Origin of the sequence: Actinomadura madurae (genome assembly GCF_900115095.1) — a bacterium.
GTDB classification, from domain to species: domain Bacteria; phylum Actinomycetota; class Actinomycetes; order Streptosporangiales; family Streptosporangiaceae; genus Spirillospora; species Spirillospora madurae.
The window spans coordinates 25,652-39,493 of the sequence record NZ_FOVH01000012.1 but is presented as its reverse complement, the minus strand read 5'-3'; the positions used below and the strand labels follow the sequence as shown (position 1 = coordinate 39,493).

The 13,842-nt window shown below is 73.0% G+C and carries 14 protein-coding genes; 5 read left to right on the top strand and 9 right to left on the bottom strand.

Annotation, left to right across the window (positions count from 1 at the left end; translation table 11 throughout):
- Window positions 1–11: 11 nt before the first annotated feature.
- From BM339_RS29725 to casI, 7 genes are read right to left on the bottom strand one after another with little or no spacing between them, the layout of a single operon-like run.
- Entirely contained in the window at window positions 12–806 is a 795-nt protein-coding gene (locus BM339_RS29725; protein WP_075022998.1) for a MaoC/PaaZ C-terminal domain-containing protein, read from the bottom strand.
- Window positions 803–1,978: a lipid-transfer protein gene (locus BM339_RS29720; protein WP_021595380.1), complete on the bottom strand. Its 1,176-nt coding sequence runs from the start codon at window positions 1,976–1,978 to the stop codon at window positions 803–805. Before BM339_RS29720 ends, BM339_RS29725 begins: the two co-directional genes overlap by 4 nt.
- A complete protein-coding gene (locus BM339_RS29715; RefSeq protein ID WP_021595381.1) occupies window positions 1,975–2,421 on the bottom strand; it encodes a MaoC family dehydratase in 447 nt (148 codons plus the stop codon). The genes BM339_RS29720 and BM339_RS29715 overlap by 4 nt, the downstream gene beginning before the upstream one ends.
- Window positions 2,418–3,494 (bottom strand): acyl-CoA dehydrogenase family protein, encoded by a 1,077-nt coding sequence (locus BM339_RS29710; protein ID WP_075022997.1) that lies wholly within the window; start codon window positions 3,492–3,494, stop codon window positions 2,418–2,420. The genes BM339_RS29715 and BM339_RS29710 overlap by 4 nt, the downstream gene beginning before the upstream one ends.
- On the bottom strand, window positions 3,494–4,426 hold the full coding sequence (locus BM339_RS29705; RefSeq protein ID WP_075022996.1) for a bifunctional MaoC family dehydratase N-terminal/OB-fold nucleic acid binding domain-containing protein: 933 nt from the start codon (window positions 4,424–4,426) through the stop codon (window positions 3,494–3,496). Before BM339_RS29705 ends, BM339_RS29710 begins: the two co-directional genes overlap by 1 nt.
- Window positions 4,423–5,586 carry an acyl-CoA dehydrogenase family protein gene (locus BM339_RS29700; RefSeq protein WP_021595384.1) on the bottom strand — a complete coding sequence of 388 codons (1,164 nt, stop codon included), beginning with the start codon at window positions 5,584–5,586 and terminating at the stop codon, window positions 4,423–4,425. The genes BM339_RS29705 and BM339_RS29700 overlap by 4 nt, the downstream gene beginning before the upstream one ends.
- A gap of 28 nt (window positions 5,587–5,614) precedes the next feature.
- A complete protein-coding gene (gene casI, locus BM339_RS29695; protein WP_075022995.1) occupies window positions 5,615–7,270 on the bottom strand; it encodes a steroid-22-oyl-CoA synthetase in 1,656 nt (551 codons plus the stop codon).
- A 136-nt stretch (window positions 7,271–7,406) separates the two neighbouring features.
- Here casI and casG point away from each other — a divergent pair, with 136 nt between their 5' ends.
- Both casG and BM339_RS29685 read left to right on the top strand, forming a co-directional pair.
- Window positions 7,407–9,008, top strand: coding sequence for a steroid-24-oyl-CoA synthetase (gene casG / locus BM339_RS29690; RefSeq protein ID WP_218163795.1), 1,602 nt, complete (start codon window positions 7,407–7,409; stop codon window positions 9,006–9,008).
- A 33-nt stretch (window positions 9,009–9,041) separates the two neighbouring features.
- On the top strand, window positions 9,042–9,548 hold the full coding sequence (locus tag BM339_RS29685) for a DUF4240 domain-containing protein (protein ID WP_075022993.1): 507 nt from the start codon (window positions 9,042–9,044) through the stop codon (window positions 9,546–9,548).
- A gap of 13 nt (window positions 9,549–9,561) precedes the next feature.
- Here BM339_RS29685 and BM339_RS29680 read toward each other — a convergent pair whose 3' ends face one another.
- The gene (locus BM339_RS29680; RefSeq protein WP_075022992.1) at window positions 9,562–10,365 is read right to left on the bottom strand and encodes an SDR family oxidoreductase; all 804 of its coding nucleotides are present in this window, start codon (window positions 10,363–10,365) and stop codon (window positions 9,562–9,564) included.
- 188 nt (window positions 10,366–10,553) lie between these two features.
- Between BM339_RS29680 and BM339_RS29675 the strand changes: the two genes are divergently transcribed.
- The 3 genes from BM339_RS29675 (at window position 10,554) to BM339_RS29665 (ending at window position 13,287) form a co-directional block, all read left to right on the top strand.
- Window positions 10,554–11,321, top strand: coding sequence for an SDR family oxidoreductase (locus BM339_RS29675; protein ID WP_075022991.1), 768 nt, complete (start codon window positions 10,554–10,556; stop codon window positions 11,319–11,321).
- 89 nt (window positions 11,322–11,410) lie between these two features.
- Window positions 11,411–12,343, top strand: a complete 933-nt coding sequence (locus tag BM339_RS29670) for an NAD-dependent epimerase/dehydratase family protein (protein ID WP_075023152.1) — start codon at window positions 11,411–11,413, stop codon at window positions 12,341–12,343.
- Window positions 12,340–13,287: an RNA polymerase sigma-70 factor gene (locus tag BM339_RS29665; RefSeq protein ID WP_021595391.1), complete on the top strand. Its 948-nt coding sequence runs from the start codon at window positions 12,340–12,342 to the stop codon at window positions 13,285–13,287. Before BM339_RS29670 ends, BM339_RS29665 begins: the two co-directional genes overlap by 4 nt.
- Here the strand turns inward: BM339_RS29665 and BM339_RS29660 are convergent.
- The gene (locus tag BM339_RS29660; RefSeq protein ID WP_177287810.1) at window positions 13,244–13,804 is read right to left on the bottom strand and encodes a Type 1 glutamine amidotransferase-like domain-containing protein; all 561 of its coding nucleotides are present in this window, start codon (window positions 13,802–13,804) and stop codon (window positions 13,244–13,246) included. The two genes, BM339_RS29665 and BM339_RS29660, sit on opposite strands and share 44 nt — an antisense overlap.
- Window positions 13,805–13,842 lie beyond the last annotated feature (38 nt).

The window sequence follows — 13,842 nt, the reverse complement described above, 5'->3', positions numbered from 1 at the left end:
CGGGCGGCGGGTCACGCGAACCGGGCGCGGCCGGCGGACAGGACCGTCGTGCCGTCCACGGCCGCCTCGAAGAGGACCCCTCCGCCGTCCTGCCAGGTCTCCACGTGGAGTTCGTCGCCGGGGAAGACCGGGGCGGCGAAGCGGCCCTCCAGTTCCCGCAGCTCGGCCGGGTGGACGCCGAGGGACTCCGCCAGCGGCAGGGTGACCGCCCCCAGCGTGCACAGGCCGTGCATGACGGGGCGCGGCATCCCGGCGGTCTTCGCCGCCTCCGGGTCGATGTGCAGGTGGTGGCGGTCGCCGAGCAGCCGGTAGAGGGCCGCCTGGTTCGGGGACGTCCGCACGGTCGCGGCACCGTCCGGATCCTTCTCGGGACGGCGGCGCGCCGACGGCCCGCGCTCGCCGCCGAAGCCGCCGCGACCGGGGGCGAACAGCGACCAGGTGGCCTCGAAGTACTCGCTCTCCACGGTGAGGTCGAAGACGGCCGCGGAGCCCTTGTCCCAGACGTCGGCGACGCGGGCGGTCGTCTCGACGGCCCCCGAACGCGGGAGGGGCTTCAGGACGCGGAGGCGCTGCGTCCCGTGGATCGTCGTCCGGACGTCGAACGCGCCGGCCGTCCCCAGGGCGTCCGGGGCCCACTGGCCGAGCGTCAGCGCGAACGTCGGGAGGACGCGGAGCCGCTCCTCGAAGACCAGGTCGAGGTCGGTGGCGCGTGCCCCGACCGCGAGGGCGTAGAGCATGGGCCGGGTGTCGTCGTAGGCGACCGTTCTCGTGCCGAGTTCCCGGCCGCGCCATTCGCTTTCGGTCATTGGTCGGCTCCCAAGATCAGGCCACTGGTCGGGACGCCGGTTCCGGCGGTGACCAGGACGTTGTGGACGTCGCCCGGCTGGTTCACCGACGTGCCGCGCACCAGCCGGACGCCCTCCGCGATGCCGTTCATGCCGTGGATGTACGCCTCCCCGAGCTGGCCGCCGTGGGTGTTGAAAGGGAGCCGCCCGCCGAGTTCGAGGTTGCCGTCCGCGACGAAGTCCTTGCCCTCGCCCTTGGCGCAGAAGCCCAGCTCTTCGAGCTGCGGCAGCACCAGCGGCGTGAAGTGGTCGTAGAGGATCGCGGCCTGGACGTCGGCCGGGGTGAGCCGCGACTGGGCGTAGAGCTGCCGCCCGACCAGGCCCATCTCCGGGATGCCGGTGATCTCGGAGCGGTAGTAGCTGGTCATCATGTGCTGGTCGTTGCCGGACCCCTGGGCCGCGCCCCAGATCACGGCCGGGCGCTGCGGGAGGTCGCGGGCGCGTTCGGCCGACACGACGACGAGGGCCTGGCCGCCGTCGCTCTCCTGGCAGCAGTCCAGGAGGCGCAGGGGCTCGGCGATCCAGCGGGACGCCTGGTGGTCCTCCAGCGTGATCGGGCGGCCGTGGAACCACGCGGCCGGGTTGGTCGCCGCGCGCCTGCGGTCGACGACGGCGATGCGGCCGAAGTCCTCGCTGGTCGCGCCGTACTCGTACATGTAGCGGCGGGCGAACATCGCGACCCACTGGGCGGGGGTCGAGAGCCCGAACGGGTTCATCCACGCGTACGCGGCGCTGTCGGCGCTGACGTCCATCGGCCGGTCCGCCTGGCCGAGGCCGTAGCGGGTGCCGGAGCGCTCGTTGAACGCCCGGTAGCAGACGACGACGTCGGCGACGCCGGTCGCGACGGCCATCGCGGCCTGCTGGACGGTGCCGCAGGCGGCGCCGCCGCCGTGCCCGATCCGGGAGAAGAACGTCAGCTCGCCGATGCCGAGGTTCCGGGCGATGTGGATCTCGGAGCTGGTGTCGGCGGTGAAGGTCACCATGCCGTCCACGTCGGACGGCTGGAGCCCCGCGTCGGTGATGGCGGCGAGCACCGCCTCGCAGGCCAGCCGCAGCTCGCTGCGGCCGGACTCCTTGGAGAACTCGGTGGCGCCGATCCCGGCGATCGCCGCCGCCCCTGGCAGCACGCTCATGCCCCGCTCCCCCGCGTCGCGACGGCGGGCAGCTCGACCACGACCGTGCCGGTGACGTGCGGGCCGAGCGCGTTGACGCCGCGCACCGCGATCTCGACGCGGCGGTCCTCGGCGTCCTTGGCCGAGACGGTGCCGGTCAGGACCATCGTGTCGCCCGGGTAGTTCGGCGCGCCCAGCCTGATCCTGATGGCCTTCACCACGGCGGCCGGCCCGGCCCAGCCGGTGACGAACCGGTCGACGAGCCCGTTCGTGGTCAGGATGTTCATGAAGACGTCCTTGGACCCGCGCTCGACCGCGAGCGCCGGGTCGTGGTGGACGTCCTGGTAGTCGCGGCTCGCCAGCGCGGTCGCGACGATCATCGTGCGGGTCAGCGGGACGCTCAGCTCGGGGAGCTCCTCGCCGACCGCCACGTCCTCGAAGAGCTTCACGGTGCTCGTGCTCACAGGGCGGCTCCCAGCAGGTCGAGGTCGAACGACGCGCCGCCGAGCGTCCCGGAGATCTGCTTGCCCCACAGGAAGTGGCGGTGCACCGGGTAGTCGACGTCCACGCCGATGCCGCCGTGCAGGTGCTGGACGCGGTGGACGACGTTCAGCCCGCCCTCGTCCGACCACCACTTGGCGACCAGGACGGCCGTCCCGGCGTCCTCCCCGGCGGCGATCAGCGAGAGCGCGTGCATGAGGCAGACGCGCAGCGCGTCGATCTCGATGTAGCAGTCGGCGAGCTGGTGCTGCACGGCCTGGAACGCGGCGAGCGGGCGGCCGAACTGCTCGCGGCCGGCGAGGTACTCGGCGGCCGTGCGCAGCGCGCCGTCGGCCACGCCGACCTGGAGGGCGGCGAGCGAGACGCGGGCGAGCTGAAGGGCGGTGTCCAGTGCGCCAGGATTGAGGGCCTGCGCGGGCGTCCCGTCGAGCGTCAGGTGGCCCGCGGCGTCGCGGCCGGTGGTCTCGGCGCGCTCCCAGGACGTCCCGGCGGCGGAGGCCTCGGCCAGGAAGAGGCCGGGGCCGCCCGGGGACGAGGCCGACACGAGGACGTGCCGGGCGCCGAACGGTGTCGGGACGGCGGCCTTCGTGCCGGTCAGCCGCCAGCCGTCGCCGTCGCGGACGGCGGCGCACCCGGGAGAGGCGGGGTCCGCGGCGCCGAACTCCTCCAGCGCGACGGTCGGCCGGGCCGTCCCGTCCAGGACGTCCGGCAGCATCTCCCGCTGCGCGGCCGTTCCGTGCGTGGCGATCGTCAGCGCGGCCACGACGGCGGGCCAGATCGGGACGGGCGCGACGGTGCGGCCCTGCTCCTCCAGCAGGACGGCCAGGCCCGCCGCCCCGATTCCGGCCCCGCCGAGCGGCTCCGGGAGCGCGACGCCCAGCAGGCCGGTCTCGCCTAGCTCCTTCCACAGGTCCTCGTCGAACCCGTTCACGGACTCCTCGGCGGCCTTGATCCGCTCCTGGGTGGCCCGGTCGGTGAAGACCTGGCGGGCCAGATCCCTGACCGCCTCCAGCTCCTCGCCCAGCGTGAAGTCCATTAGCGCTCCTTGGTGCCGGCCGGGCGGAACGCCGGCAGGGACAGGTCGGGGTCCGGGTCGATCCAGTCGAGGACGACGGGCATGCCGACCTCGACGTCCTCCGGCGCGACCCCCGTCATGTTCGTGATCAGGCGGGTGCCCTCGGCCAGCTCGATCACCGCGACGACCAGCGGGTAGTCGAACGCCGGGTGGCGCGGGTGGTGGTTGACCACGTAGCTGTGGACTTGGCCCTCGCCCGACGCCTCCACGGTGTCCCACGCGAACGAGCCGCACTGCGGGCAGCACGGCCCGGGCGGGTGCCGCAGCGACTTGCAGTCGGCGCAGCGCTGGATCACGAGCCGGTGCTCGCGGGCCGCCTCGAACCAGAACGCGTTGTCGGGGTTGATCGCCGGGCGCGGGCGCAGCGGCTTCGGGGCCGGCTTGTCCGCCGGGCGGAACCGCAGGAGGCGCCACCGCTGCGTCGCGACGACCTCGCCGGACGCGTCCCGGTACGTCTTGATCGTGCTGACGAAGCGTCCCGCGCCCAGCGCCGTCTTCTTCTCCGGGGAGATCGACTCGACGGTCTCATCGACGCTGACGCGGTCGCCCGGCACCAGCTCGCGGTGGAACTCGAACTCCGAGTCGGTGGCGACGACGGAGGTGTACCCGCCTTCGGCGAGCAGGTCGGTCAGCTCGTCCGGCCCCGCCGGGTCCTCGCGGACGGACGCCGCGTAGCCGCGCATCGTCCACGCCTGCATCATCGACGCCGGCGCGACGATGCCGTCGCGGCCGGTGGCCCGCGCGGCGGCGTCGTCCAGGTAGACGGGGTTGGCGTCGTCCATCGCCTCGACCCAGTGCCGGATCATCGGGACGTTCACCGGGTCCGGCGCGGTCCGCCGGACGCCCAGGGAGCGCCCGACCCAGGCCTGGAGCCGTTCCTCGTAGCCGCTCATGACCGCCTCGACCTCGGCAGGCCCAGCCCCTGGACGGCGACCATGTCGCGCAGCACCTCGTTGACACCGCCGCCGAACGTGTTGACGATGCCCTGCCGGGACAGCTGCTCGATCTGCCCGTACAGCACCGCGCCCGGCGACTCGGGGCGGATCCGCCCGGCCGCGCCGAGCACGCCGGTCAGCGTCCGCTGGACGGCGATGTGCGTCTCGGTCCCGTAGGACTTGGCGGCCCCGGCCTGCGCGCCCGTCAGCGTCCCCGCCTCGACGGCCATCGTCATCTTCCAGTTCATCAGCCGCATCGCCTCCAGCCGCGCGTACGTGCGGGCGAGGTCGGCGCGCACCCAGGGCAGGTCGATCACGCCGTTCTCGCGGGCCCAGTCGCGGACGTCCTCCCACAGCCGGATCATCCGGCCGCCGAGCGCGGCGAGCCCGATGCGCTCGTGGTTGAGCTGGGTGGTGATCAGGCGCCAGCCGCCGTCGACGTCGCCGACGACCGAGGACGCCGGCACCCGGACGCCGTGGTAGTACGTCGAGGTGACGATCATCCCGCCGACCGTCCGGATCGGGCTCCAGGAGAACCCGTCGGCGTCGGTCGGGACGATGAGGATCGAGATGCCCTTGTGCTTGGGGGCGTCAGGGTTCGTCCGGGCGGCGAGCCAGATGTGGTCGGCGGTGTTGGCGCCGCTGGTGAAGACCTTGCCGCCGTCGACGACGAACGCGTCGCCGTCCCGGACGGCCTTCGTGCGCAGCGAGGCGAGGTCGGTGCCGGCGTCGGGCTCGGTGTAGCCGATCGCGAAGACGATGTCCCCGGAGAGGATGCCGGGCAGGAACCGCTTCTTCTGCTCGTCCGTCCCGAACCGCATCAGGGTGGGGCCGACCGTGTTGACCGTGACGAACGGGAACGGCAGCCCGGCCCGCTGCACCTCGTCGAAGAACACGTACTGCTCGGCGACCGACCTGCCCTGCCCGCCGTACTCCTCGGGCCAGCCGTAGCCGAGCCAGCCGTCGTTGCCGAGCATCTTGACGATCTCGCGGAACCGGTCGCCGCCGACGCCCTGCTCGCCGGCGCGGCGCCGGACGTCCGCGGGCAGCAGGCCCGCGAAGTACGCCCTCAGCTCCGCGCGCAGCTCGCGGTGCGCCGCGGACTCACGCAGATCCATTCTTGCCCTTTCCTGTCACGGGAGGCGTTCACGGGAGGAAGCGGCGGCGGCCGGCGGCGGCGAACTCCGCGCGGAGCGCCTCCCTGTCCGCCTCGGTCATCCGGACGTACTCGGGCGCCCCCCGCCCCGCCCACCAGAACACGGGGTCGCGGGTGCGCCAGCCGTCGAGCTGCAGTTCCCTTCTCTTGAGCTTCCCCGAGCCGGTCGTCGGCAGCGCGTGCGAGACGCGCACGAAGCGCGGTGCGCCCTTGGTGCCGAGGTCGTCCTGGGCGGCGAGGAACGCGGCGAAGTCCAGGTCCTCGAACCGGACGCCGGGCGGGATCTCGATCGCGGCCATCACCTGGTCGCCGGAGCGCGGGTCGGGGACGCCGAACGCGACCGCGTCCACGATCTTCGGGTGGCGCCGGACGACGTTCTGGGTGTGCAGCGCCGAGATGTTCTCCGAGTCGACGCGGATCCAGTCGCCGGAGCGCCCGCCGAAGTAGAGGAACCCGTCCGCGTCGACGTAGCCGAGGTCACCCGTCCAGTACCAGCCGTGCCTGACGCGCTCGGCGTCCGCCTCGGGGTTCTTGTAGTAGCCCTCGAACTTCGCGGCGCCGTGCACGTCGACGATCTCGCCGACGGCCGCTTCGGCGTTGGTGACGCGGCCGTGCCCGTCCAGGATCGCGGGGGCGCACGTCTCGCGGGTCTCCGGGTTCACGACGCGGACGCCGTCGTGCGCGGGACGTCCGAGCGCGGCCGGCGGCGTATCCGCCACCCGCTGGATCATGCCCGCGCTCTCGCTGGAGCCGTAGCCCTCCATCAGCGTCGCGCCGAAGCGGCGCCGGAACGCGGCCTTGTCCTCGGGGGACGCCTCCGTGCCGAACCCGTGCGTGAGCGTGTTGTCGCCGTCGTCCGGGCGCTCCGGCGTGGCGAGGATGTAGCCGATCGCCTTGCCGACGTAGGTGAAGAACGTCGCGCCGTAGAAGCGGACGTCCGACAGGAACCCGGTGGCGGAGAACCTCTCCGCCAGGGCGACGGTCGCACCTACGGCGAGGGACGGTGCCCACAGCGCCATGAGCGCGTTGCCATGGAACAGCGGCATCGGGCAGTAGCAGACGTCGCCGCGCTCGATGTCGTACTTGGCACTGTTGTCGCGGCCCAGCTCGGCGAGCCGCCCCTGCGAGCAGCGCGCCGCCTTCGACGCCCCGGTCGTCCCGGACGTGAACAGCAGCAGGATCTGCGTCAGCGGAGTGACCGACGGGTCGGGCTCCGGCTCGCGGGCATGGGACGCGACCCTCGCCTCGTAGCCGTCCTCGTCGATCAGGAGGAACCGGTCGCGCGGGGCGCCGATGTCCAGGCCGTCCAGCTTCTTCAGCCCGGCCCGGTCGGTGACGACGAGCCGCGGGTCGGTGTGCCGGACCTCCTGCTCCAGGTACGCGCCGGTGCGGGTCGGGTTGATGCCGACGACCGTCGCGCCGCCCAGCGCCGCCGCCCCCAGCCACAGGACGTACTCCGGGACGTTCTCCAGCAGCACGCCGATGTGGAACGGTCCGTCCCGGCGCAGCTCGCGGGCCAGTGACGCGCGCGCGGCGCTCTCCCTGACGACCTCGTCCCATGTCCAGGACCGGTCGCGGCTCCGCAGGCCGGGGCGGTCGTCTCCCAGCCTCGCCAGCAGCATCGCCGCGATCGTCTCGTCTCGCACTCCCGCTCCCTCCGCGGTCCCGACGTTAACCAGCGGGCCGTGCGGGCACCTCGGGCCGTCCCGGTGAGCGGAATTCCCAGGTGACGCCGTGGTGCGGCGGCTGAGAATGAGCCCGGCGGCGAGGAGGAGGGTTCCGATGGAGATCGTCCGGAAGCTGACCGGTCCCGGGGGCGCGTTCGAGCTGCGGGAGGAGGACGTGCTCGGCGCGCGGATTCCGGTGTTCGCCAACCGCGCCCGCAGCCTCGGCGAGGTGCTCGCCCGGTCGGCCCGGTTCGGCGACCGGGACTACGTCGTCACCGCGTCCCGCCGGCTGAGCTTCGCCGAGCACGCCGCGGCCGTCGCGTCCATGGCCAGGGCGCTGCGGGACGACCTCGGCGTCCGCCCCGGCGACCGCATCGCGATCGACGCGGCGAACAGCCCCGAGTGGATCGTGGCGTTCTGGGCGGCGATCGCCGCCGGGGCCGTCGCGGTCGGCTACAACGCCTGGTGGGCGCCGCGCGAGATCGAGTACGCCCTCGGGCACACCGACCCGAAGGTCGTCATCGCCGACGAGAAGCGGGCCGCCCTCATCTCCGAGGACGTCCTGACCATCGAGAGGGACGTCCCGTCGCTGACGGGGCGCTACCCCGGCGCCGTCCTGGACGTCCCGGACGCCGCCGAGGACGACCCGGCCGTCATCCTCTACACCAGCGGCACGTCAGGGCGCCCGAAGGGGGCCGTCCACTCGCACCGGAACCTCACCTCGGTGATCGAGTACCACCGGTTCAACGACGCCGTGCTCCGCGAGTACGGCGACGACCCGGCCGCGCGGCGCTACCTGCTGGCGCTGCCGCTGTTCCACATCGCGTGCCTGCACAACCTGGCCGTCCCGCGGCTCGCCACCGGCACCGCCGTGGTCATGCACGAGGGCGGCTTCGACGTGGACTCCGTCCTCGGCCTCATCGAGAAGGAGCGCGTGACGAACTGGGGCGCCGTCCCGACCATGGCGAGGCGGATCGTCGAGCACGGCGGCACCGGGAAGTACGACCTGTCGTCCCTCACCGCGTTCGCACTGGCCACGGCCCCGTCCTCGCCCGCGTTCAAGGCGCGGCTCCAGGCCGCCTTCCCGCCCGCGAAGGGCGGCATGGTCGACAGCTACGGGCTCACCGAGTCGTGCACCGCCATCTCCACCGCCACCCCCGCCGACCTGGCGGAGGATCCCGGGACGCTCGGCCGCCCGATCATCGGCGTCCAGGTGGAGATCCGCGACGCCGGCGGCGCGCCGGTCCCGGAAGGGGTCGAGGGCGAGGTCTGCGCCCGGAGCGCCTACACCATGGTCGGCTACTGGCGCGACCCCGAGGCGACCGCCCGCGCGCTCGACGCGGACCGCTGGCTGCGCACCGGCGACATCGGCCTGGTCGAGAACGGCCGGCTGCGGCTCACCGCCCGCCGCTCCGACCTGATCATCCGCGGCGGGGAGAACGTCTACCCGGCCGAGGTCGAGAACGTCCTCGCCGAGTACCCGGGCGTGCGCGAGTGCGTCGTCATCGGCGTCCCGCACCCCGACCTCGGCCAGGAGGTCGCGGCCGTCGCGGTCTTCGCCGGCCCGGCGCCCGCCGCCGAGGACCTCGCGGCCTTCGCCCGGGAGCGGCTCGCCTACTTCAAGGTCCCGAGCCGCTGGCACATCACCGGCGACCCGCTCCCCCGCAACGCCACCGGCAAGGTCCTGCGCGCCCGGGTCGAGGCCTGGATCTCCTGACGGATTGTCGGCGGTCTCTGGTTGGCTTCCGCCATGGACCGAGAACGCTTCTGGGACGTGATCGAGGCGGCGTGGGCGCCGCTCGGCGCCGAGGCCGGCGCGGCGCGGCGGGCACTGGCGACCCGCGACCCCGACACCGACGTGTGGGCGATGCCCGAGATCTCCGTGGTCTCGAAGGCCCTGGACGCGTTCCTCGGCAACCTCCGCGCCGCCGCCCGCGACCTGCCAGCCGACGAGCTGACCGGCCTCGACCAGGTGTGCGAGCGCCTGCTCTACGACATCGACCGGGCCGACGTCCAGGCGGTGACGGACGGCTCCGACGACGGTTTCCTCTACGCGCGCGGCTTCATCGTCGCGATGGGCCGCGACTTCTACACCGCGGTGACCGCCGACCCCCGCATGGCCGTGCTCGACGGCGACTGCGAGGCGATGTGCTACTTCTTCGCCCACCTGCACAACGAACGCTTCGGGACGTTCCCCGACACCGGTTCGGGCATCTCCCGCGAGTCCTGCTCGAACCCCGCGGGCTGGCAGGCCTGACGCCGACGCGCCTCTACCGACCGGCGGACGCCGCGGCCGGCTCGCCGGCCTCGCGCCCCAGCCGTTCGGCCAGGAAGTCCTCCCAGGTGCGGGCGCCGTGGTCGGCGCCGTCCAGCGCCAGGTTGTCACCGGCGCGGTAGGCGCGGCCCGCCTTGCCCGGGATGCGGACGGGCAGCATCGGACGCCGCCGCCCGCCGCGCGCCTCCAGGTATCCGCGGACGAGGTCGTCCAGGCCGTGGACCCGCGGCCCGGCCAGGTCGGGGACGCGTCCGGCCGGTGCGCCGAGCGCCAGTTCCACGAGCCGCTCCGCGACGTCGCGGGCGTCGACGGGCTGGAAGCGCAGCCCGCCCGGCTTCGGCACGACCGGCAGCTTCGCCATACTCCGCACCATTTTCAGCACCAGGTCGTGGAACTGGGCCGCCCGCAGGATCGTGTAGGGCACCCCAGAGCCGATCACAGCCTGCTCCACCTCCAGTTGCGTCCTGAGCCAGGCCAGCGGCACCCGGTCGGCGCCGATGACCGAGATGAGCACCAGGTGCTTCACGTCCGCCTGCGCCACGGCCCGCATCAGGTTCTGGGCGGCCACGTCGTCGCCCTTGTTGCCGCCCGCCAGGTGGACGACGGTCTCGACCCCGTTCACCGCGGCCGCGATCCCCTCGTCGTTCACCAGGTCGCCGGTCACGTACTCGATGCCGCCGGCGGGTTCCCGCGTGCGCCTGCTGAGCACCCGCAGGTCCCGCCCGGCGGCCCGCAGCAGCGGGACGACGTGGCTCCCGAGCGTGCCCGTGCCACCGGTGACCAGGATCGTTGCCGTCATGTTTCCTCCTCATCGCGGTTCTGCCCCAAGGACGGCAGTGTGGCTCGGGAAGTGACATGCCGGCCTGAACGAGGGATGTGGTCGTCGTCACGCACCTCCGGATGTCACTGGTGGCCGGGCTGACTCGTCTCGGGTCGCGACAACGGGTTTCGAGCGGGACCCACGCCCTCCGAAAGCAAGGAGCGACCATGAACAAGCAGGCGACGCACCGGAAGGTCGCGCTGGTCACCGGAGCGAACAAGGGGATCGGCCGCGGGGCCGCCGAGCAGCTCGCCGAGCTGGGCATGACGGTCCTGGTCGGCGCCAGGGACACGCGGCGCGGCGAGGAGGCCGCCGCGGCGCTGCGCGCGGCGGGCGGCGACGTGCACGCGATCGTCCTGGACGTCACCGACCGGGCCACCGTCCAGGAGGCCGCGCGGTGGATCGAGGAGCGCTTCGGCCGCCTCGACGTCCTGATCAACAACGCCGGCATCACCGGCTCCGGGCAGGTCTCGCCCGAGGACGCCCACGACCAGGTGCCGAGCACCGTCGACCTGGACATGGTCCGGGCGGTGTTCGAGACCAACGTCTTCGGGGTGATCGCGGTGACCAACGCCATGCTGCCGCTGCTGCGGCGGTCACCGGCGCCGCGCGTCGTGAACGTCAGCAGCCACGCCGCGTCGATGACCCTCCTCAGCGACCCGGAAGGCCCCATGTCGGTGCTGCTGCCGTCGGCGGCGTACTCGCCGTCCAAGAGCGCGCTCAACGCGCTGACCGTCCAGTACGCCAACGAGCTGCGCAAGGACGGCGTCCTCGTCAACGCGGCCGCCCCCGGCTTCGTCGCCACCGACGGCAATGACCACACCGGGTACCTCACGGTCGCGCAGGGCGCGGCGGTCCTGGTGCGGCTGGCCACGCTGGGTGCGGACGGCCCGACCGCCGGGTACTTCAGCGAGGAGGGCCCGCTCCCCTGGTGAGGGCGCGCCCGGCCACCTGGATGTCACAGGTGGGCCGGGCTGTCTCGTCTCAGGTCTGACAACACTTTCCGACCGCGAGGAGGATGGTCATGCGGGTGTTCGTAGCGGGTGGAACCGGCGTTCTCGGGCGGCGGTTGGTGCCGCTGCTGGTGGAGCGCGGCCACGAGGTGACCGCGACCACGACGAGCGCGTCCAAGCTGGACGTGGCGGCGCGGCTCGGCGCCGAGGGCGTCGTGATGGACGGGCTGGACGCGGCGTCGGTCGGCGAGGCCGTCGCCAAGGCGCGGCCGGACGTCATCGTCCACCAGATGACCGCGATCTCGGTCGCCCACGCGGGCAAGGCCGACATGAAGCACATGGACCGGTGGTTCGCCGGTACCAACCGGCTCCGCACCGAGGGAACGGACCACCTGCTGGCCGCGGCGGACGCGACCGGCGTGACGCGCTTCGTCGCGCAGGCCTACGCGTCCTGGAACGGCATCCGCGAGGGCGGCTGGGTGAAGACCGAGGAGGACCCGCTGGACCTGATGGCGGGGACGCCGGCGGAGCCCGGGATGGCGGCGCTCGCCCACGTCGAGGACGCGGTCACCCGGGCGGGCGGCACCGTCCTGCGGTACGGCTGGTTCTACGGGCCGGGCGCCACCGGCGACCTGGTCGAGCCCGTCCGCAAGCGGCAGTTCCCGATCGTCGGGGGCGGCGCCGGCCACTGCTCGTTCATCCACCTGGACGACGCGGCGCTCGCGACCGTCCTCGCCGTGGAGAAGCAGGTGAGCGGGGTCTTCAACATCGTCGACGACGAGCCCGCCCCGGTGAACGAGTGGCTGCCCCATCTCGCCGAGTGCGCGGGCGCGAAGAAGCCGATGCGGGTCCCCGCCTGGCTGGCCCGCCCCCTGGCCGGTGACGTGGCCGTCACGATGATGACCGAGGGCCGCGGCTTCTCCAACGCCAAGGCCAGGGCGGAGCTCGGCTGGGAGCCGCGCTACGCGTCCTGGCGGCAGGGCTTCCAGGAAGAGCTGGCGTGAGGCGGGTCGAGGAGTTCCAGGAGCTGCGGCCGCTGCTGTTCTCGATCGCCTACCGCATCCTCGGCAGCGTCAGCGAGGCCGAGGACGCGGTCCAGGAGACCTGGCTGCGCTACGAGACGTCCTCGACCCGTCCCGCCTCGGTCAAGGCGTACCTGTCGGCCACCGTGAGCCGGATCTCGATCGACGTGCTGCGCTCCGCCCGCGTGCGGCGGGAGCGGTACGTCGGGCCGTGGTTCCCCGAGCCGCTGCTGTCCGACCCCTACCAGGACCCGCAGCGCTCGGCGGAACTCGCCGACTCGCTGTCGATGGCGGCCCTCCTGCTGCTCGAACGCCTCACCCCGCTCGAACGGGCGGTGTTCGTGCTGCGGGAGGTGTTCGGCTTCGGCTTCCCCGAGGTCGCCTCCGCCGTGGGCCGCTCGGAGGCCGCGTGCCGCCAGCTCGCGGTCCGGGCGCGCCGCCACATGGACGCGGGCCGGTCCCGGTTCGAGGCCGACCGCGCCGAACGCGACGAGCTCGCCGGCCGTTTCCTCGACGCCTTCCGCGACGGGGACGTCGACGGGCTCGCCGCGCTCCTCGCCGCCGACGTCCAGATGGTCGGCGACAACGGCGGCAAGGCCCCGCAGTGGGCCGACGGCTTCGCCGGCACCGAGAACGTGACCCGGGTGCTCGCCGCGCTCGCCCCGCTGTTCGCTCGGATCGAGGCACGGGTGGAGCCGCACCAGGTCAACGGCCAGCCCGGCGCCATCTTCCGCGACCGGGACGGCAGGGTGCTGAGCACCTGGGCCTTCGACGTCCTCGACGGTCAGATCCAGACCATCCGCACGGTGACCAACCCCGACAAGCTCGGCCACCTGGGCCCGGTCGGCGACGCCTGGGCCTCGTTCTACGAAGCGACCACCCTCACCGGGACCCCACCACCTCAAAACGCCCCCCGCCGACCGTGACGGCCTGATCATCATTGATCGACACCACCGGCCACCCACCCTGCTCGGCCAACCGGTCATGACGTTCTGCACGCCCTCGATTGCGATGAGGCAGCACGACGAAAGGAACAAGACCGAGCCCAGCAGTGGAGGCGACGACCCCAGGATCATCTACGTCGCGCAGCATCCGCAGATCCGGCCCGACCAGAGCCGCCCCAGCCGAAATGCCGACGTAAGCCAGAGCCCCACCGCCAACCGCGTCCACGGCGATGCGGTCGAATCCGCTGCCGCGAACATGTTGCAACAAGAACATGGGATACCCGCCGGCGACGAGCACCGCCTGAGCCCTCCCCAGGGCCCGCTGGACGTCTTCAGCCACGGCCCGTTCGAGATCGAGGTATTCGACCCCCAGCCCCTCGGCCCTGAGCAGGTCGGCGAGGGCATCAACGAACGGAGCGGACGGCAGCGGATTAGCCGCCGTGGGAATCAACACCGCCCGCCGAGGCATGGCGGGCAGCGCCTCCAGCCAGACGGGCAAGGCTCCCAACCCCGCAGACCCCAAGAACAACCGGCGCC

Coding starts and splice junctions, on each gene's coding strand:
- casG (WP_218163795.1), top strand. CDS start 7,407: ATGGAGATCGTCCGGAAGCTGACCGGTCCCGGGGGCGCGTTCGAGCTG.
- BM339_RS29710 (WP_075022997.1), bottom strand. CDS start 3,494: ATGGACTTCACGCTGGGCGAGGAGCTGGAGGCGGTCAGGGATCTGGCC.
- BM339_RS29700 (WP_021595384.1), bottom strand. CDS start 5,586: ATGGATCTGCGTGAGTCCGCGGCGCACCGCGAGCTGCGCGCGGAGCTG.
- BM339_RS29685 (WP_075022993.1), top strand. CDS start 9,042: ATGGACCGAGAACGCTTCTGGGACGTGATCGAGGCGGCGTGGGCGCCG.
- BM339_RS29680 (WP_075022992.1), bottom strand. CDS start 10,365: ATGACGGCAACGATCCTGGTCACCGGTGGCACGGGCACGCTCGGGAGC.
- BM339_RS29725 (WP_075022998.1), bottom strand. CDS start 806: ATGACCGAAAGCGAATGGCGCGGCCGGGAACTCGGCACGAGAACGGTC.
- BM339_RS29720 (WP_021595380.1), bottom strand. CDS start 1,978: ATGAGCGTGCTGCCAGGGGCGGCGGCGATCGCCGGGATCGGCGCCACC.
- BM339_RS29675 (WP_075022991.1), top strand. CDS start 10,554: ATGAACAAGCAGGCGACGCACCGGAAGGTCGCGCTGGTCACCGGAGCG.
- BM339_RS29670 (WP_075023152.1), top strand. CDS start 11,411: ATGCGGGTGTTCGTAGCGGGTGGAACCGGCGTTCTCGGGCGGCGGTTG.
- BM339_RS29705 (WP_075022996.1), bottom strand. CDS start 4,426: ATGAGCGGCTACGAGGAACGGCTCCAGGCCTGGGTCGGGCGCTCCCTG.